The sequence below is a fragment of the Kitasatospora sp. NPDC057015 genome, from assembly GCF_042673745.1.
Classification (GTDB): domain Bacteria; phylum Actinomycetota; class Actinomycetes; order Streptomycetales; family Streptomycetaceae; genus Kitasatospora.
This window is the reverse complement of sequence record NZ_JBHUSG010000003.1, coordinates 25,806-43,476: the sequence shown is the minus strand read 5'-3', so window position 1 is coordinate 43,476 and position 17,671 is coordinate 25,806. Positions and strand designations below refer to the sequence as shown.

Sequence of the window (17,671 nt, the reverse complement as noted above, 5' to 3'; positions counted from 1 at the left end):
ACCGGCGCGGCGGCTGGTACCCGGGTGGGGCCTCGACCTCCGGACGCGCAGCGGGCGAGGGGGCGGGCACGGGAAGGCTCCCGTACCCGCCCCCTCGCCCGCTGCGCCGGGCGTCGGCGTCAGCCGGGCGTCGGCGTCAGCCGGGGTTGCCGACCGCCAGCACGGCCGCCGAGGCGGGGCCGGCCGCGTCCACGCCGTGGCCGCCGCCCTCGACCATGGCGGCGACCGCCAGGTTGTCCCGGTAGGCGGTGAACCAGCTGTCGGTGGCCTGGCCGGCGGCGCGCTCGGCGGTGCCGGTCTTGCCGCCGATGTCGCCCTTGAGGTTGCCCATCGGGCCGGCGGCGGTGCCGCCGTGCGCGGTGGCCGCCATCAGGGCGCGCAGCTTGGTCAGGGTGTCGGGGGAGAGCTTGCCGGGCGCTTCGATCTGCGGGAGCCCCTCGATCAGGATCGGCTGCTTGAAGACGCCGCCCTTGACGGTGGCCGCGACCGAGGCCATCGCCAGCGGGTTCATCTTGATCTTGCCCTGGCCGTAGTACTCGTCGGCGGTCTCGTCCGGGTTCTGCCCGGCGCCGGGGATGACGGCGTCGACGTTGGGCACGCCGACCTTCCAGGGAGTGCCGAACCCGAAGACCTTGGCGCCGAGGTCGGCCAGGTCGCCGGACTTCAGCTTGGCCTTGCCCTCGATCACGAACGCGGTGTTGCAGGAGTTCGTGAAGTCGTCCTTGAGGGTGTACTCGGGGTGCGGCTCCTCGAAGTCGTTCTTGATGGTGTGCCCGGCCGAGGTGGTCGCGGGACACGGCATGGGGGACTCCGGGCTCAGCCCGCCCTCCAGCAGCGCCGCCGCGGTGATCACCTTCATGGTCGAGCCGGGCGCGGTGGCACCGAGGAAGGCGGTGTTGAAGCCCGTCGCCGGCGCGTTGGCCGCGGCCAGGATCTTGCCGGTGGTCGGCTCGATCGCGACCAGGGCGGCCTTGCGCTTGCCGCCCTGCGACTGGTCCAGGACGGCCTTCTCGGCGGCGGCCTGGAGCGCGCCGTCGATGGTCAGCTTCAGCGGCTTGCCCGGCTTGGGCGCGGTGATGGTGAACACGTTCTCCGGGGTGCCCTTGCCGGAGGCGTCCAGGATCACCACGCCACTGCCCGCGTCGGCCGGGTCGTTGGCCGGGAGGTTGGTCTTCGGGATGCCCGCCAGCATGCTGGTCAGCGAGGCGTACCCGGCCAGCGACTTGCCGTTGCGGTCGGTCATGTTGGACGGCGGCGCGAAGATCGGCTGCGCGGTGATCGTCTCGCCCTCGGCCAGGTGCGGGTGGATCACCGTCGGAGCCCAGTGCACGGCGGCGGTGCCGTCGCTCATCTTGACCACGCCGAGGTAGCCGTCGTAGTTCCAGGTGCTGGTGGTGCCCGCGAACTCGGCCTTCGCCTTGAAGCCCATCATCACCTGGCCGGGCGGGGGCGGCGTGGCGGTCGAGGCGGGCGCCGAGGCGCCGCCGCTCGGCGTGGCGGTGGCCTTCGGGGCGGCCGAGGGGGAGGAGGCGGTCGCGGCGGCGACGGCGGCCGCGGTGGCCGGACCGCTGGTGGCCAGCGTCAGCGCGCTCGGCTTCACCTTGTCCTTGAAGGCCGCCAGCGCGGCGGTCGCCGCCGTCGGGTCGTCGGTGAGCTTGGCGGCGGCGTCCAGGTCGCCCGAGGCCCAGGCGTCCAGGAAGGCCTTGCTGCCGCTCGCTGCCAGCTCGGCGGAGGGCGGCTCGGCGACCACCGTGCGGGCCTTGGGGGCCTTCGGGTCGTCGGAGGAGCCGCCGACCAGGCTGTAGGCGCCGTAGCCCGCTCCACCGATCATCGCGACGGACACGCCGGTGATAATGCCGATCTTCGCGCCTCTGCGCATGGTGCTGGTCCCCCAAGGGTCTGGCGACTGTCGGGCGTCCGGGTGTGGCGGACGCACGTTCGGGGACCAGCCTAGGCCGGTCCGATCCGTGCGCTCACGAAACGTGGGGGTCCCGTGATGCATCCGGTACCCGACCCGGCGGGTGGGCCGGGTCAGATCCAGCTGGTGAACCACATCCGGGCACGCCAGTCGTCCATCGGTATCGTCTGTCCCGTATAGAGGGGATAGAAGTACAAAAAGTTCCACACGACGGCCAGGAGCAGCGCGCCGGCCGCCGTCGCGCCGATGATCCGCCGGTCCGGGGAGGCCGCCCGGACGGGCCCGATCATCACCCCGACCAGCATCGTCACCGCCAGGACCAGGAACGGCACGAAGGCGACGGCGTAGAAGAGGAAGATGGTCCGCTGCTGGTAGGCGAACCACGGCAGGTAGCCCGCCGCGAGCCCGCACAGCACCGCCCCGGCCCGCCAGTCCCGCCGCACCGCCCAGCGGTACAGGCAGTAGACCAGCGCCACCACGCCGGCCCACCACAGCAGCGGCGTGCCGATGCCGAGCACCTCACGGGCGCACTCGTTGACCTGGCAGCCGCTCTGGCCGAGCTTGGGCGACTCGTAGAAGTACGAGACCGGCCGCCCCAGCACCAGCCAGCTCCACGGGTTCGACTGGTAGGTGTGCGGGCTGGTCAGGTGGGTGTGGAAGTCGTAGACCGTCGAGTGGTAGTGCCAGAGGCTGCGCAGCGGGTCCGGCACCCAGCTCATGTCGAACCGGAACGGCATCCGCACCCCGCCGAGCCCCGGCAGCGGCACGAACTCGGGCGACAGCCCGGCCCGGTGGGCCGCCCAGTCCCGCCCGTAGCCGCCCTGCCCGGGGGCGCTGCTGCTGGCGAACCAGCCGGCGAAGGAGGAGACGTAGACGACCACCGAGGTCAGCACGATCGAGCAGAAGGCGGGCACCGCGTCGCGCAGCAGCGTCCACAGGTAGGGGCGGGCCGCGCCGGCCAGCCGCCGCGAACCGGCGTCCCACAGGACGGTCAGCAGCCCGAAGGCGAGCGCCACGTACAGGCCGCTCCACTTGGTGGCGCAGGTCAGGCCGACGCAGACGCCCGCCGCGATCCGGTACGGGCGCCAGCCGAGGTTCATCCGGCGGGCGAGGACGGCGTCGGGGGCGTCGCCGAGGCGGCGGGCGATCAGGCCGCGGGTGCGGTCGCGGTCCAGCAGCAGGAACCCGAAGGCCGCCAGCGTCCAGAACATCACCACGAGGTCCAGCAGGGCGACCCGGCTCATCACGAAGTGCAGCCCGTCGACCGCCAGCAGCAGCCCCGCCACGCAGCCCAGCAGGGTGGAGCGGAAGAGCCGGCGGCCGATCCTGGCGATCATCAGGATCGACAGGGTGCCCAGCAGCGCCATCGCGGCCCGCCAGCCGAACGGGTTCATCCCGAAGACGTACTCGCCCAGGCCTATGATCCACTTCCCGACCGGCGGGTGGACCACGTACGCGGCGTCCAGCCGGAACGGGATGCCCTGCGGCGAGCCCATGATCGCCTCGTTGGCGCCGTCGGCCCAGTTGGTCTCGTAGCCGCGCTGCCAGAGCGTGTACGCGTCCTTGGCGTAGTACGTCTCGTCGAAGATGATCGCGTGCGGGCTGCCCAGCCCGGTGAACCGCAGCACCCCGCCGAACAGCGCCACCGCGAGCGGCCCCAGCCAGCCCGCCCAGCGGCACAGCCAGGCCCAGAGCCGCTCCGGCGGGAAGATCCCGAGCCGGTTCAGCACCAGCGGCGGACCGCCGGCCGAGGGCATCGGCGGCACCAGTCGCTCGGCGAGCGGGATCCGCTCGGGCTGGTGGTACCCGAACCGCTCGAGCGTGTCGCGCCAGGACGGCGGCCGGCGGTCGGCCGGGCCCTCGGGCCCGTCCCCGCCCTCGCGCGGCGCCGGGACGGCGGGGGACGGCTGTTCCGTCCGGCCCAGCACGTCGACGCCACCCGGCGGGGTGTGGTCTGTACCAGTAGGCGCGCCTGTCGCCGTGTCGCCGTTCACCCGGACATCGTAGGGGCGCCGCGCCCGGAGGCGGCCGCTCCCTCCGAAGCTGCCCGGTTCGTCCGGAAAGGCCGCCCGCACCGCGGCCCCGCGAACCCTGCGAGGATGGGGTCCGTGACAGGCGTACTGGTTTTGGCAGGCACCCCCATCGGCGACGTCTCGGACGCCCCGCCCCGGCTCGTCAACGAGCTCGCCACGGCGGACGTGATCGCCGCCGAGGACACCCGGCGGCTGCGCCGGCTCACCCAGGCGCTCGGGGTCACCCCGGCCGGGCGGGTGCTCTCCTACTTCGAGGGCAACGAGGTCGGCCGCACCCCCGAGCTGGTCGAGGCGCTGCTCGGCGGCGCCCGGGTGCTGCTGGTCACCGACGCCGGCATGCCCTCCGTCTCCGACCCCGGCTACCGGCTGGTCGCCGCCGCCGTCGAGGCCCAGGTGAAGGTCACCGCCGTCCCCGGGCCGTCCGCCGTGCTCACCGCGCTCGCGCTGTCCGGCCTGCCGGTGGACCGCTTCACCTTCGAGGGGTTCCTGCCCCGCAAGGCCGGCGACCGGGCCCGCCAGCTCGCCGAGGTCGCCGCCGAGCCCCGCACCATGGTCTTCTTCGAGGCCCCGCACCGGATCGCCGAGGCGCTCGCCGCGATGGCCGAGGCCTTCGGTGCGGACCGCCCGGCCGCCGTCTGCCGGGAGCTGACCAAGACGTACGAGGAGGTCAAGCGCGGCCCGATCGGCGAGCTGGCCGCCTGGGCCGCCGACGGCGTCCGCGGTGAGATCACCGTCGTGGTGGCCGGCGCCCCGCCGGCCGGCCCGGCCGACCTCACCCCCGGGGAGCTGGCCCGCCGGGTCGCCGTCCGGGAGGAGGCCGGTGAGCGCCGCAAGGAGGCCATCGCCGCGGTCGCGCTGGAGCTGAAGCTGCCCAAGCGGGAGGTCTTCGACGCCGTGGTGGCGGCGAAGAACGACACGCCGGCGGGCCGCTGAGCACAGGGGGTGCCACCGGGGCCGCACGCGCGTACCTTGGAGAAAAGGCCCTGGTAAACGCCCGATGATCTGAAGCTTTGGCCCGGACTTCGTACAGGGATTCCCAACACGGGTCCAAGTCTCGACAAGCCTGGCATCGACCGGGGCGGCCCGGGCATTCACCGGTATGAAAGACCCGACCCGGGCGAGTGCCCGGCGGGCGCTGGGAGACCGCGATGAGCGACACAATCGGCAGCCCCCTCGGTGGCAACGCACTGGGCGACGTCGGCCTGACCAGCCGCCCGCCCGCCCCGGTCGAGACCGTCCGGGAGGCCTACTCCTTCGCCTGCCTGAGCTGCGGGTACGGCTGGGAGCAGGCGTACGAGATCGAGCACCACGTGGCCCGGGACGGCCACATCGTGTTCGAGTACCACGCCAACGGGGTCCGGGTGCCGTCGCCGCTGCTGAAGCCGACCTGCCCCGGCTGCGGCGGTCACACCGTGCGGATCATGCGCGCGGGCCGGGTGGCCGGCAACGAGCGGAACTGGCACCACGCCCCCGGGTACCCCGCCTACGCGGAGCCCGACGTCCCGTCCCGTCCCCCGATCAAGGAGACGCCGCGCGGACGCCTGGCCGGCTTCTGGGCCTGGCTGCGGGGCTGACGCCGGGGGCCGACACGGGGTGGGCCCGGCCCGGGCCGACCCCGTCCCGGCCCCCGGCACGCCGCCCGGCCGGTGCCACCGCGCGGGCGCGGGCCGCCCACGCGGTTATCGGGTCGAGGACGGCCCCCGCACGCGACTAAGCTTTCCGACCATGGCGGCCACTGCAGACCACAGCAACACCGGGGCCCAGACCCCGGCGTACTACGTTTCCACTCCGATCTACTACGTCAACGATCGCCCCCACCTGGGCCACGCGTACACCACCGTGGCGGGCGACGTCCTCACCCGCTGGCACCGCCAGCGCGGCGAGAAGGTGTGGTACCTGACGGGTACCGACGAACACGGGCAGAAGATCATGCGGACGGCGGACGCCAACGGCGTCACCCCGCAGGAGTGGTGCGACAAGCTGGTCGAGGAGGCGTGGAAGCCGCTCTGGCAGCACCTGAACATCGCCAACGACGACTTCATCCGCACCACCCAGCAGCGCCACACCGACCGCGTCCAGGAGTTCGTCCAGGACCTCTACGACAAGGGCGAGATCTACAAGGGCGGCTACTCCGGCCCGTACTGCGTCGGCTGCGAGGAGTACAAGCTCCCCGCCGAGCTGCTCGACGGCGCCACCGAGGACGAGAAGCTCTGCCCGATCCACAAGAAGCCGGTCGAGTGGCTGGAGGAGGAGAACTACTTCTTCCGCCTCTCCGCCTACGGCCCGAAGCTGCTGGAGTTCTACGCCGAGAACCCCGGCTTCATCGCCCCCGAGTCGGCCCGCAACGAGGTGCTGCGCTTCGTCGAGCAGGGCCTGCAGGACCTCTCGATCTCCCGCTCCACCTTCAACTGGGGCGTACCCCTGCCCTGGGACGAGAAGCACGTCCTGTACGTCTGGGTCGACGCGCTGCAGAACTACATCACCGCAGCCGGCTACGGCAGCGACCCCGAGCGCTTCGCCGAGCTGTGGCCCGCCTCCGTCCACCTGGTCGGCAAGGACATCCTGCGCTTCCACGCGGTGATCTGGCCCGCGATGCTGATGGCCGCCGGGCTGCCGCTGCCCAAGCGGGTCGTCGCCAACGGCTGGCTGATGGTCGGCGGCGAGAAGATGAGCAAGTCCAACCTCACCGGCATCGCGCCGCAGGACCTCACCTCGCACTTCGGCGTGGACGCCTACCGCTACTACTTCCTGCGGGCCATCCCGTTCGGCACCGACGGCTCGTTCTCCTGGGAGGACTTCTCCGCCCGGTACACCTCCGAGCTGGCCAACGACTTCGGCAACCTCGCCTCCCGGGTGGCCGCCATGGTCGGCAAGTACTTCGACGGCGCGCTGCCCGCCGCCACCGCCGCCGGGCCCGCCGAGCAGGCCGTCGCGGAGGGCCTGGCCGCCGCCGTGCGGACCGCCGACCAGAAGATCGGCGAGGACCTCGACTTCGCCGGCGGCCTCGCCGCGATCTTCGAGTTCGTCAAGCAGGTCAACGGCTACATCAGCGACCAGGAGCCCTGGAAGGTCGCCAAGGACGACTCGGAGGAGGGCCGGGCCCGGCTCGCGACCATCCTCTACACCGCCGCCGAGTCGCTGCGCGCCACCGCGGTGCTGCTCAACCCGGTGATGCCGGTCACCGCCGAGAAGCTCTGGGTCTCGCTCGGCGCCGAGGCCGGCCTCGGCGCGCTCGCCGCGCAGACCGTCGCCACCGCGGGCGACTGGGGCCGGCTGCCGGCCGGCTCCACCGTCACCAAGGGCGAGATCCTGTTCCCCCGCCTGGAAGAGAAGCCCGCAGCCTGATGGCCAAGAAGGACGACGACCGGTCGACGCCGCCGCCCCCGCCCGCCCCGCTGGCGGTGGCGGTGGCCGACTCGCACACCCACCTGGACATGCAGTCCGGCACCCCGGCCGAGGGCCTCGCGAAGGCCGCCGCCGTCGGGGTCGCCACCGTCGTCCAGGTGGGCTGCGACGTGGCCGGCTCGCGCTGGGCGGCGGAGCTCGCCGCCGAGTTCGAGCAGGTCCACGCGGCCGTCGCCCTGCACCCCAACGAGGCGCCCCGGATCTTCCTGGGGGACCCGGACGGCTGGTCCGGGCAGCAGCGCCCGGCCGGCGGGGCCGCCGCCCTGGACGCCGCCCTCGCCGAGATCGACGCGCTCGCCGCCCTGCCGCAGGTCAGGGCCGTCGGCGAGACCGGGCTGGACTACTTCCGCACCGGCCCGGAGGGCGTGGACATCCAGCAGGAGTCCTTCCGCCGGCACATCGAGATCGCCAAGCGGCACGGCAAGGCCCTGGTCATCCACGACCGGGACGCCCACGAGGACGTCATCCGCGTCCTGCTGGAGGAGGGCGCGCCCGAGCGCACCGTCTTCCACTGCTACTCCGGCGACGCCGAGATGGCCAAGGTCTGCGCCGAGCACGGCTGGTACCTCTCCTTCGCGGGCCCGGTCACCTTCAAGGCCAACCAGCCGCTGCGGGACGCCCTGCTCGCCACCCCGCTGGAGCGCGTCCTGGTCGAGACGGACGCCCCCTTCCTCACCCCGCACCCCTACCGCGGGCGCCCCAACGCGCCGTACCTGATCCCGGTCACGGTGCGGTCGATGGCCGACACGCTCGGCCTGCACGAGGACGAGCTGTCCGCCGCGATCGCGGCCAACACGGCACGGGCCTTCGGGTACTGAGCCGGCCCCGGTCCGAACGAAGGTCGCATTCCGGCGGAACGCTTCTGCATCCTCGCGCCACCCCCATGCTGGTTAGCATGAGTGCAGTGAGGGAGGTGGCGATGACCGCCGAGCCGATCGACTGGAACCACCCGATGTCCCAGGAGTGGACGTACGAGCAGGCGAAACACCTCGATCTGCCGTTCGAATGGGATCTGGTGGACGGAGTCATCGTGGTACGGGGGCAGACGAATCAGTGGCACGACCAGGTGCGTGACGAGCTCTATTCGGCTCTGCGCAGCGCGCGGGTCGCGCCGTACGCGGCCAACGTCGAACGCTGTGTCCTGCTCGACCCGGACAACACCACCAAGCCGGACGTCGTGGTCTTCGACAAGACCGGCATCGACGTGTTCGAGCTGGAGTGCCTCCCGCCGCAGGCCGTGGCGCTGATGGTCGAGGTCGTCTCGCACGGCACCCGGACGAACGACCGCTTCCGCAAGCCCGGGCAGTACGCCGAGAAGAAGATCCCCTCCTACTGGCGGGTCGAGCGCGGCGACCACGGGCTGCCCGTCGTGCACGAGTTCCGCCGCGACGAGGAGCAGGGCGTCTACCTCCCGACTGCCGTGCACGAGGGCATCCTCCGCACCGACCTGCCGTACCCCGTCGAGATCGACCTCAAGCAGGTCGTCGAACTGTGAGCACCCGCCCCGCCCGTATCCTTGGCGGGTGAGCACCACCGACCCCACCCCTGACAGCAACCTCCTGGGCGCCTCCGACATCCGGGAGCTGGCCGCCGCCCTCGGCGTCAAGCCGACGAAGCAGCGCGGCCAGAACTTCGTCATCGACGGCAACACCGTGCGGCGGATCGTCCGCGCCGCCGACGTGACGGGCGAGGACGCGGTGGTCGAGGTCGGGCCCGGCCTCGGCTCGCTCACCCTGGCGCTGCTCGAAGTCGCCTCCCACGTCACCGCGGTCGAGATCGACCCGCTGCTCGCCCGGCACCTGCCGACCACCATCGCCGCCCGGATGCCCGCCAGGGCGAAGGACTTCGACCTGGTGCTCAGCGACGCCATGGACGTCACCGAACTGCCGGGACCGCCGCCCACCGCGCTCGTCGCCAACCTCCCGTACAACGTCGCCGTGCCCGTCCTGCTGCACATGCTGGCGACCTTCCCCAGCATCGAGCGCACTCTGGTGATGGTGCAGTCCGAGGTCGCCGACCGGCTCGCCGCCAAGCCCGGCAACAAGGTCTACGGCGTTCCGTCCGTCAAGGCCAACTGGTACGCCGAGGTCAAGCGCTCCGGTGCGATCGGCCGCAACGTCTTCTGGCCCGCCCCCAACGTCGACTCCGGCCTGGTCTCGCTGATCCGGCGCGAACCGCCGAAGACCACCGCCAGCCGCAAGGAGGTGTTCGCGGTCGTCGACGCCGCGTTCGCCCAGCGCCGCAAGACCCTGCGCGCCGCCCTCGCCGGCTGGGCCGGCTCCCCGGCCGCCGCCGAACAGGCCCTGGCCGGCGCCGGCATCGACCACACGCTGCGCGGCGAGATGCTCACCGTCGAGCAGTTCGCCGCCATCGCCGAGCACAAGCCCGCCCAGCACCAGCCCGCCGAGCCCAAGACCGCAGCCGAGCACGAGCCCGCAGCCGAGCACGAGCCCGCAGGGGAAGCCCAGTGAGCGTCACCGTACGAGTCCCCGCCAAGGTCAACGTCCAGCTGGGCGTCGGCGGCCTGCGCGGCGACGGGTTCCACGACCTCGCCAACGTCTTCTTCGCGGTCGCCCTCGGCGACGAGGTGACCGCCACCCCCGCCGCCCCCGGCGCCGGCACCACCCTCAGCTGCACCGGCCCCGACGCCGACCAGGTCCCGCTGGACGACAGCAACCTCGCCGCCCGCGCGGCCCGGCTGCTCGCCGCCCACCACGGCATCGACGCCGACGTCCACCTCCACATCGCCAAGGACATCCCGGTCGCCGGCGGCATGGCCGGCGGCAGCGCCGACGGCGCCGCCGCCCTCGTCGCCTGCGACGCCCTCTGGGCCCTCGACACCCCGCGGGAGACCCTGCTCGCCCTCGCCGCCGAACTCGGCTCCGACGTCCCCTTCGCCCTGCTCGGCGGCGTCGCCCTCGGCCGCGGCCGCGGCGAGATCCTGGAGGCACTGCCCGTCCACGGCACCTTCCACTGGGTCTTCGCCGTCGCCGACGGCGGGCTCTCCACCCCCGCCGTCTTCCGCGAGTGCGACCGCCTGCGCGAGGAGGCCGGCACCGGCTCCGCCGAGGCCGACGTCCCCACCCCCGCCGCCGACCCCGCCCTGCTCGCCGCCCTCGCCGACGGCGACCCGGCCGCCCTCGCCGCCGCCCTCACCAACGACCTGCAGAGCGCCGCCCTCTCGCTGCGCCCGGCGCTCGCCGCCACCCTGCGCGCCGGCACCGAGGCCGGCGCCATCGGCGCCCTCGTCTCCGGATCCGGCCCCACCTGCGCCTTCCTCACCAAGGACGCCGAAGCCGCCGAGGCCGTCGCCGCCGCCCTCACCGCCTCCGGCACCTGCCGCACCGCCCGCGCCACCCACGGACCCGTCCCCGGCGCCGCCGTCCAGGCCCCCTGACGACCACCGCGGCGGACGCCGGACCGGCGGTCGCCCCGGCCCCACTACTCTTGGGAGACCGGGGCACCCCCCGGCCCAGCCGATCCCAGGAGCGCAGCACACGTGGCCGTCAACCTCGCCACCATCGAGTCCGTCACGAAGGTCTACGGCACCCGTGCCCTTCTCGACGGGGTCAGCCTCGGCGTCAGCGAGGGGGACCGCATCGGGGTCGTCGGCCGCAACGGTGACGGCAAGACCACCCTCATCCGGATGCTCGCCAAGCTGGAGGAGCCCGACGGCGGACGCATCACGCACGCCGGCGGCGTCCAGATGGCCGTCCTCACCCAGCACGACTCGCTCGACCCCGAGGCCACCATCCGGCACGAGGTCATCGCCGACCGCGAGGACCACGAGTGGCTCGGCGACTCCCGCATCCGCGACATCATCGAGGGCCTCTTCGGCGGCCTCGACCTGCCCGGCTTCGGCCAGGGCCTGGACACCGTCATCGGCCCGCTCTCCGGCGGTGAGCGCCGCCGCATCGCGCTCGCCAAGCTCCTGCTCGGCGAACCCGACCTGATCGTCCTCGACGAGCCCACCAACCACCTCGACGTCGAGGGCATCGCCTGGCTCGCCAAGCACCTGCAGAACCGCCGCTCCGCGCTCGTCTGCGTCACCCACGACCGCTGGTTCCTCGACCAGGTCTGCACCCGCATGTGGGACGTCCAGCACGGCTCCGTCCACGAGTACGAGGGCGGCTACTCCGACTACGTCTTCGCCCGCGCCGAGCGCTCCCGGATCGAGGCCACCGAGGAGCAGAAGCGCCAGAACCTCGCCCGCAAGGAGCTCGCCTGGCTGCGCCGCGGCGCCCCCGCCCGGACCTCCAAGCCGCGCTACCGGATCGAGGCCGCCAACGCCCTGATCGCCGACGTCCCCGAGCCCCGCGACAAGAGCGAACTGATGAAGTTCGCCAACGCCCGCCTCGGCCGCACCGTCTTCGAACTGGAGAACGTCACCGTCAAGGCCGGCCCCAAGCTGCTGCTGGAGGACCTCACCTGGCAGCTCGGCCCCGGCGAGCGGATCGGCCTGCTCGGCGTCAACGGCGCCGGCAAGACCTCGCTGCTGCGCGCCATGCGCGACGCCTACGCCTCCGAGGGTGACGTCCAGCCCGACTCCGGCGTCATCAAGGTCGGCAAGACCGTCCGCCTCGCCTACCTCTCCCAGGAGGTCGCCGAGCTCGACCCGGCGATGCGGGTGCTGCAGGCCGTCGAGCAGATCCGCAGCCGGGTCGACCTCGGCAAGGGCCGCGAGATGAGCGCCGGCCAGCTCTGCGAGCAGTTCGGCTTCGGCAAGGACAAGCAGTGGACGCCGGTCGGCGACCTCTCCGGCGGCGAGCGCCGCCGCCTGCAGCTGCTGCGCCTGCTGATGGACGAGCCCAACGTGCTCTTCCTCGACGAGCCCACCAACGACCTCGACATCGAGACCCTCAACCAGCTGGAGGACCTCCTCGACGGCTGGCCCGGCTCGATGGTCGTGATCAGCCACGACCGGTTCTTCATCGAGCGCACCACCGACACCGTGCACGCCATGCTCGGCGACCAGAAGCTGCGGATGCTCCCCAACGGCGTCGACGAGTACCTGGAGCGCCGCGCGAGGATCGCCGCGACGGCGGTGCCCGCCGTCCCCGGCGCCGCACCCGCCAAGCCGGTCGGCGACACCCGGGCGGCGAAGAAGGAGCTCCAGCGGATCGAGCGGCAGATCGCCAAGCTCGACCAGCAGGAGTCCAAGCTGCACACCCAGCTCGCCGAGCACGCCGCCGACTTCTCCAAGGTCGCCGAACTGGACGCCAAGCTGCGCGGCGTCCGGGAGGAGAAGGAGGAGCTGGAGCTGGCCTGGCTGGAGCTCGCCGAGCAGGTCTGACGGGCGTACGGCATCAGTCGACGATGGTGAGGTCCGGCCCTGCTGCGGCCGGACCTCACGGTTCCGTCGGGGTCCGGTTCGGCCGGCGTCCGATCCTGTTGGGGTCCGGTTCGTTCGGCGCCCGATGCGGCCGGCGCCGGTCGGTTGGGTGTGGGCCCCGCGGTCACGGCTCCCGGGAGCGCAGCAGCGTCTCCAGTTCGTCCGCCGCCCGGCCCAGCGCGCTGCGCGCCGGATCGTGCGGCTCCGTCGGACGCGCGGCCGGGCGGGTCGGCGGGCGGTGCGCCCGGGCCGCCGCGGCCAGGTCGTCCAGGGCCCGCCGCACCCGCTCCACCTCGCCCGGTTCGGGCACCTGCCCGCCGTACCGGATCTGCGCCCCGTACGCCGCGAGCGCACCGCCGATCCGCTCCAGGGCCGCGGTCGCCGGCAGCCACTGCTCGGCCAGGCGGCCCGTCGGCGGCGGCTCGGCCAGTCCGTTGCGCACCTCCTGGCGGGCATCGGCCAGCGCCCGGTAGGCCGTCCGCCGCAGCCACACCTCGGCGACCGCCTCCGGGCCGGACCCGGCGACCGAGGCCAGATAGGCCCGCAGCGCACCGGTCGCGTCCACCAGCAGCGGCTCGATCCGGTGCCGGGGCCGCTCGGGCCAGAGCAGGTAGCCGAAGACCAGCACGATCGCGCTGGCCAGCACCGTGTCCAGCACCCGCGGCAGGATGTCCGCAGCGCCGCTCTGCCCGCCGAGTTGCAGCAGCACCAGCGCCATCGGGGTCATCACCACGGTGTTCAGCCCGTAGTGCACGACGGTCGCGTACGGGAGCAGCGCCACGCAGAGCGCGGCGATCAGCGTCAGCCACCACTCGTTCGTGGTGAGCGAGAGGATCGCCGCCGTCACCGCCACCCCCAGGACGGTGCCCAGCGAGCGGCTGACCGCCCGCAGGAAGACCGAACCCAGGTCGGGCTTCAGCACGAAGGCGACCGTCATCGGCACCCAGTAGCTCTTGTCCAGCGGCAGCCACGCGGTCGCGGCCTGCGCCACCGCGATGCACAGCGCCACCCGCAGCCCGTACCGGACCGAGCCGGGCGACAGCAGCCGGACCCGCAGCCGCCACGGGTCCGGCGGGGGCGCGGGAGCGGTCACCAGCACCGCCTCGCGGCCCGCCACGGTGGCGGCCGCCGAGCGCAGCGCCTCGTCCAGGGCCCGCCGGGACGGCGTGTCGGGCCGCCAGTCGGGCACCGCGACCTCACCGCCGCCCCGCTCCACCGCCCGGGCCAGCGCCCCCGGCACGGCGGCCACCTCCGGCGGAACCCCCCGCCACGCCCACAGCAGCCCGGTGGCCGCCTCGGTGGCGGCCAGCCCCGCCTCGTACATCCGACGCAGACGCAGGGCGTGGGCCGACTCGCGGGCCCGGGCGGGCGGCAGCAGGTCCTGGAGCTGGCTCAGTCGCGCGGTCAGCAACTGCCGGGACTTGGCGCCCCGCGGGGTGCCGAGGTCGGCGAGGGTGGCGCCGAGCGCGTCGTACGCGGCGGCCAGCGCCCGGTTGCGCGGGTCGGCGGCCGGCCGCCGGCGCCGGGCCGGCCGCGGCAGGCCGAGCAGCACCACCAGGGCGGCCCCCGCCGGGATCATCAGCGAGCCGGCCCACCAGGGGCGGGCCGCCGGCATGCCGCTGCCCAGGGACGCCGACACCAGCAGCAGCAAGCCGGCGGCCGAGCCGCGCGGACCGGTCGCGCTGAGCGCCCCCGAGGCGAACGCGACGGCGGTGAGCACCAGGCCGGCCACCAGCGGTCCGCTGTCGAACTCCTTCAGGGACGAGCCGATCAGCATCCCGAGGGCCGAGCAGAGGACGGCTCCGGCGATCCGCGGCGCGCGCAGCCGGGTCGGCTCCAGCCGGTCGTTCATGGTCGCGTGCATCGCGCCCAGGGCGGCGAAGATCCCCAGATCGAGGCGGTGCAGCAGCAGCCCCGCGCTCAGCGGCACGGCCATGCCGACGGCGGCCCGGGCCATCAGGACGAGCGGGAGCGGGGGCCAGGTGGGGCGGGCCGCCCGGGCCCACCAGGCGCTGGACCGCGCCGGGGGGACGGGGTCCGCGGGGTCGTGCCGCGTGGAGGCGTGATGCGTGGGGGTTGCGCCGGCGGGGACGGGGTCCGGGGGGGGCGGCGTCGGCGGGGACGGGGTCCGCGGGGGTGGGTCTCGTCGGGTCGTCCGGCCGCTCGGCTGACACGTGATCACGTCCGATCCGCTGCGATGGCCCGCTCCGCGTTCCCGGACCGGGAGGGGCCGGGCGAGCCCGGCGGGCCGGGGTCGCTGCTGTGCGACATTGCGCGGCAGAAGAGGTCGTACCGGGTTGAACCGGTCGTCCCACTCTATCGCGCCGAGTCCCCGCGTAGCGCTGGCCGGTGGGGCGGTGGGGCGGTGGGGCGGTGGGGCGGTGGGGCGGTGGGGCGCGGAGTCGGCGGGCGGCGGGCGGCGAGGTTGCGGCGGGGTACGGTGTCCGGTCGGGTCGGCTCCGACGCAGGGATGTTGACGGTGCGTCGGTCGGGCGGAGCTGTACGTGTCAAGTTCGTACCGATCTCGCGCAGGTGGGCCAAGGCCCCTGCCGGGCCGGTGGACCGGGTGGCTACGATTGACTGCGGTGGCGGCTGGCCGAGGCCGGTCGTGCACCGAGAAGGTGTACCGGACTTCGTAGGTGATGGTGTGTTGCGGTGTGGCAGCCGAGGGGCTGCCCGCACGCGGGGGAGAGGTGGATTGCTGTGGTGAGCCTTGCTGCAGACGGTGGCGGCGGCGGCACTCCGTCGGCCGAAGGGATCGGCTGGGCGATCGGCGGCGTGGCCGGGGCCGCCATGGGCGCGGCGGCGCTGGTCGCCTCGTACGGGGCGCAGAGCGTCCGGATGGAACTGGAAACCCTGGTCACGTTCAAGAAGCGGGCGGAGGAACTGCTGCAGGCCCTGAGCTCCTCGCCCGCGGCCGTGAACCAGCTGTCGCAGCTCCAGCTGAACCAGGCCAACCTCGGCACCGGCTTCGCCGAGTCCTCGGACCTGATGACGGCGTACAACCGGACGTTCAACGGCCTCCAGGAACTCGTCAAGGGCCTGGCGGTCCAGATCGAGGGCATGACGTCCGCGCTCGCCAAGACGGCCGCGAACTACGGGGCCACCGAACAGGAGCAGGCGGACACGATCAACACGGTCGCCCGACAGGCGGAGTCCTACCCCGGCGTCAGTGCGCCGAAGGTGTCCGCCGCCGCGCCGACCCAGCCCAGTGCCCCGCCCGCCACGGGCCAGGCCACGGGCGCGGGCGCGGGCGGCTACTGATGTCCGGGCGGTTCACTGACACGGGGAGCAAGTGATGGCAGGCGGAACGAACTTCGAGAGCATCGACCACGCCAAGCTCAAGGCCATGATCGCCAACTCGGACCCGTCCAAGGTCTCGGAGCGCGGCAACCAGATCTCCAGCGCGGCCAAGGCCCTGGAGGAGATCAGCAAGGTACTCGCCGCCCACCTCGGCCAGCTGGACTGGGAGGGCGCCGCAGCCGACGCCTTCAAGGCGTTCGCCACCAAGGTGCACCGGACCGCGGGCGAGATCAGCGAGGTCTCGCGGGTCACCGGCCAGGTCGTCGAGCAGGTCGGACAGGCGCTCGCCAGCGCCAAGCACGGCATCCCCGAGGTGCCCAAGACGGACATCGAGGCGGTCAGCAAGCACAAGGCGCAGCCGACCGGTCTGGTCAAGGGCGCCGGCGCGGTCGCGGGCGGCGTCTTCGGCCCCATCGGCGGGTTGCTCGGCGCCACCGCGGCGGACAAGGCCGCCAACATGGTCGACTCCAACTGGGTGACCGACGCCGAGGCGCAGGCCGCCCAGAAGCGGGTCGTGGCGGCGCACCAGGAAGCCATCCACGAGATGGAGAAGCTGGCGCAGACGTACCAGATGGCGGCTTCGCAGCTGAACGCGTTGCAGGTGCCGGAGCCGCCGACGAAGCCAGGCAGCGTCGACGATGTTGAGGACGTTCCCGTGAGCCCGAACGGCCGCGGTGACTCCACCGGGTCCGGTGGCGGCCGTGGCACCGGGGGGTCCGGCGGCAGTGGCGGCAGCGGGGGCAGTGGCGGCAGCATCGCCCCCGGTGGCCGTGGTGACGGCGGCGGATGGGTGCCCGGCACCCCGCCGCGCCCCACTCCTCCGCTCCCGGGCGGCCCCGGCGGCAGCGTCCCGATCCAGCCCACGCCTCCGACCTGGACGGGACCCGGGACGCTGCCGAGCGACCCGGGCACCGACCTGAACAGTCTGCCGCCGACGATCCCCAGGGGTGATGCGCCCGTCGGGACGATCCCGGGCGGGCCGATCCCCGGTGGCGGCGGTGGCGGTAGCCTGCCGCCCGGCGGTGGCGGTGGTGGTGGCGGCAGCGGCTGGATCCCCGGCGGCGGCATTCCCGGCGGTGGTGGTGGCGGTGGCTTCGTGCCCGGGAAGGGCGGCTTCGGCGGCGGCAGCATCCCCGCCCGCGGCGGCTCCGGGACGGTCGGCGCCGGTGGCGCCGGCAGCACCGGCGGCCGGGGTGGCACTGCGGGCGCCGGTACGACCGGCGGCAACGTGTTCGGAGCCAAGGAGGCCCAGGCCGGACGGGCCGGCACCGCAGGCGGCATGGGTGGCATGGGCGGCGGTGCGGGCGCCATGGGCGGCGGAGGCTCCGCCGCCGGCTCGCGCGGTCGCGGACTGACCTCCACGGCCGGCGGAACGGTGGGCGGCCGCAAGGGGCCCGGTGCCGGTGGCGAGTTCACGCCGGGCGGCAGCGGGCTGCGCAACCGTGCGGGCGCGGCGGGCGGCGCCGGCGGCGCGGCCGGGGGCGCCTCGGGTGCCCGTGGTGGCCAGGGCGGCATGATGGGCGGTCAGGGACCGGCGGGACGCAGCGAGCGCGAACGTCGGAACCGGGCCGACTACCTGCACGAGGACGAGGAGACCTGGACCAACGGAACTCCGCAGAGCAATCCCGGCGTGATTGAGTAAGGCCGGACCACCTGCCCGGCCACGGGGACCGATCCCGT

Annotated in this window: 13 protein-coding genes; 10 read left to right on the top strand and 3 right to left on the bottom strand. The window is 73.7% G+C overall.

Features of this window, described 5'->3' with window-relative positions:
- Positions 1–136: 136 nt before the first annotated feature.
- Both ACFTWP_RS03495 and ACFTWP_RS03490 read right to left on the bottom strand, forming a co-directional pair.
- A complete protein-coding gene (locus ACFTWP_RS03495; RefSeq protein ID WP_380262224.1) occupies positions 137–1,843 on the bottom strand; it encodes a penicillin-binding transpeptidase domain-containing protein in 1,707 nt (568 codons plus the stop codon).
- Positions 1,844–2,031: 188 nt separating this feature from the next.
- The gene (locus ACFTWP_RS03490; protein ID WP_380262717.1) at positions 2,032–3,846 is read right to left on the bottom strand and encodes a dolichyl-phosphate-mannose--protein mannosyltransferase; all 1,815 of its coding nucleotides are present in this window, start codon (positions 3,844–3,846) and stop codon (positions 2,032–2,034) included.
- A gap of 180 nt (positions 3,847–4,026) precedes the next feature.
- On the opposite strand from ACFTWP_RS03490, the gene rsmI reads away from it, so the two are divergent.
- The 8 genes from rsmI to ACFTWP_RS03450 all read left to right on the top strand — a co-directional run bounded on the left by rsmI (position 4,027) and on the right by ACFTWP_RS03450 (position 12,649).
- The gene (gene rsmI, locus ACFTWP_RS03485; RefSeq protein WP_380262222.1) at positions 4,027–4,884 is read left to right on the top strand and encodes a 16S rRNA (cytidine(1402)-2'-O)-methyltransferase; all 858 of its coding nucleotides are present in this window, start codon (positions 4,027–4,029) and stop codon (positions 4,882–4,884) included.
- A 215-nt stretch (positions 4,885–5,099) separates the two neighbouring features.
- Entirely contained in the window at positions 5,100–5,525 is a 426-nt protein-coding gene (locus ACFTWP_RS03480; RefSeq protein WP_380262220.1) for a hypothetical protein, read from the top strand.
- A gap of 151 nt (positions 5,526–5,676) precedes the next feature.
- A complete protein-coding gene (gene metG / locus ACFTWP_RS03475; protein WP_380262218.1) occupies positions 5,677–7,296 on the top strand; it encodes a methionine--tRNA ligase in 1,620 nt (539 codons plus the stop codon).
- Entirely contained in the window at positions 7,296–8,174 is an 879-nt protein-coding gene (locus tag ACFTWP_RS03470; RefSeq protein ID WP_380262216.1) for a TatD family hydrolase, read from the top strand. The genes metG and ACFTWP_RS03470 overlap by 1 nt, the downstream gene beginning before the upstream one ends.
- Positions 8,175–8,251: 77 nt before the next feature.
- Positions 8,252–8,851 (top strand): Uma2 family endonuclease, encoded by a 600-nt coding sequence (locus ACFTWP_RS03465; RefSeq protein WP_380262214.1) that lies wholly within the window; start codon positions 8,252–8,254, stop codon positions 8,849–8,851.
- Positions 8,852–8,879: 28 nt separating this feature from the next.
- Positions 8,880–9,827: a 16S rRNA (adenine(1518)-N(6)/adenine(1519)-N(6))-dimethyltransferase RsmA gene (rsmA, locus tag ACFTWP_RS03460; RefSeq protein WP_380262212.1), complete on the top strand. Its 948-nt coding sequence runs from the start codon at positions 8,880–8,882 to the stop codon at positions 9,825–9,827.
- Positions 9,824–10,753, top strand: coding sequence for a 4-(cytidine 5'-diphospho)-2-C-methyl-D-erythritol kinase (locus ACFTWP_RS03455; RefSeq protein ID WP_380262210.1), 930 nt, complete (start codon positions 9,824–9,826; stop codon positions 10,751–10,753). Before rsmA ends, ACFTWP_RS03455 begins: the two co-directional genes overlap by 4 nt.
- Positions 10,754–10,855: 102 nt before the next feature.
- Positions 10,856–12,649 carry an ABC-F family ATP-binding cassette domain-containing protein gene (locus ACFTWP_RS03450; RefSeq protein ID WP_380262208.1) on the top strand — a complete coding sequence of 598 codons (1,794 nt, stop codon included), beginning with the start codon at positions 10,856–10,858 and terminating at the stop codon, positions 12,647–12,649.
- Positions 12,650–12,812: 163 nt separating this feature from the next.
- On the opposite strand, the gene ACFTWP_RS03445 is transcribed toward ACFTWP_RS03450, so the two are convergent.
- A complete protein-coding gene (locus tag ACFTWP_RS03445; RefSeq protein WP_380262206.1) occupies positions 12,813–14,645 on the bottom strand; it encodes an FUSC family protein in 1,833 nt (610 codons plus the stop codon).
- A gap of 749 nt (positions 14,646–15,394) precedes the next feature.
- Here ACFTWP_RS03445 and ACFTWP_RS03440 point away from each other — a divergent pair.
- Entirely contained in the window at positions 15,395–15,952 is a 558-nt protein-coding gene (locus ACFTWP_RS03440; protein ID WP_380262204.1) for a hypothetical protein, read from the top strand.
- A gap of 34 nt (positions 15,953–15,986) precedes the next feature.
- Positions 15,987–17,633, top strand: a complete 1,647-nt coding sequence (locus ACFTWP_RS03435; protein WP_380262202.1) for a hypothetical protein — start codon at positions 15,987–15,989, stop codon at positions 17,631–17,633.
- Positions 17,634–17,671: the final 38 nt, after the last annotated feature.

Bases quoted from the DNA above. Each gene is read 5' to 3' on its own strand.
- ACFTWP_RS03465 (WP_380262214.1), top strand. From the start codon at position 8,252: ATGAGTGCAGTGAGGGAGGTGGCGATGACCGCCGAGCCGATCGACTGG.
- ACFTWP_RS03445 (WP_380262206.1), bottom strand. From the start codon at position 14,645: ATGGCCCGGGCCGCCGTCGGCATGGCCGTGCCGCTGAGCGCGGGGCTG.
- ACFTWP_RS03435 (WP_380262202.1), top strand. From the start codon at position 15,987: ATGGCAGGCGGAACGAACTTCGAGAGCATCGACCACGCCAAGCTCAAG.
- ACFTWP_RS03480 (WP_380262220.1), top strand. From the start codon at position 5,100: ATGAGCGACACAATCGGCAGCCCCCTCGGTGGCAACGCACTGGGCGAC.
- ACFTWP_RS03470 (WP_380262216.1), top strand. From the start codon at position 7,296: ATGGCCAAGAAGGACGACGACCGGTCGACGCCGCCGCCCCCGCCCGCC.
- metG (WP_380262218.1), top strand. From the start codon at position 5,677: ATGGCGGCCACTGCAGACCACAGCAACACCGGGGCCCAGACCCCGGCG.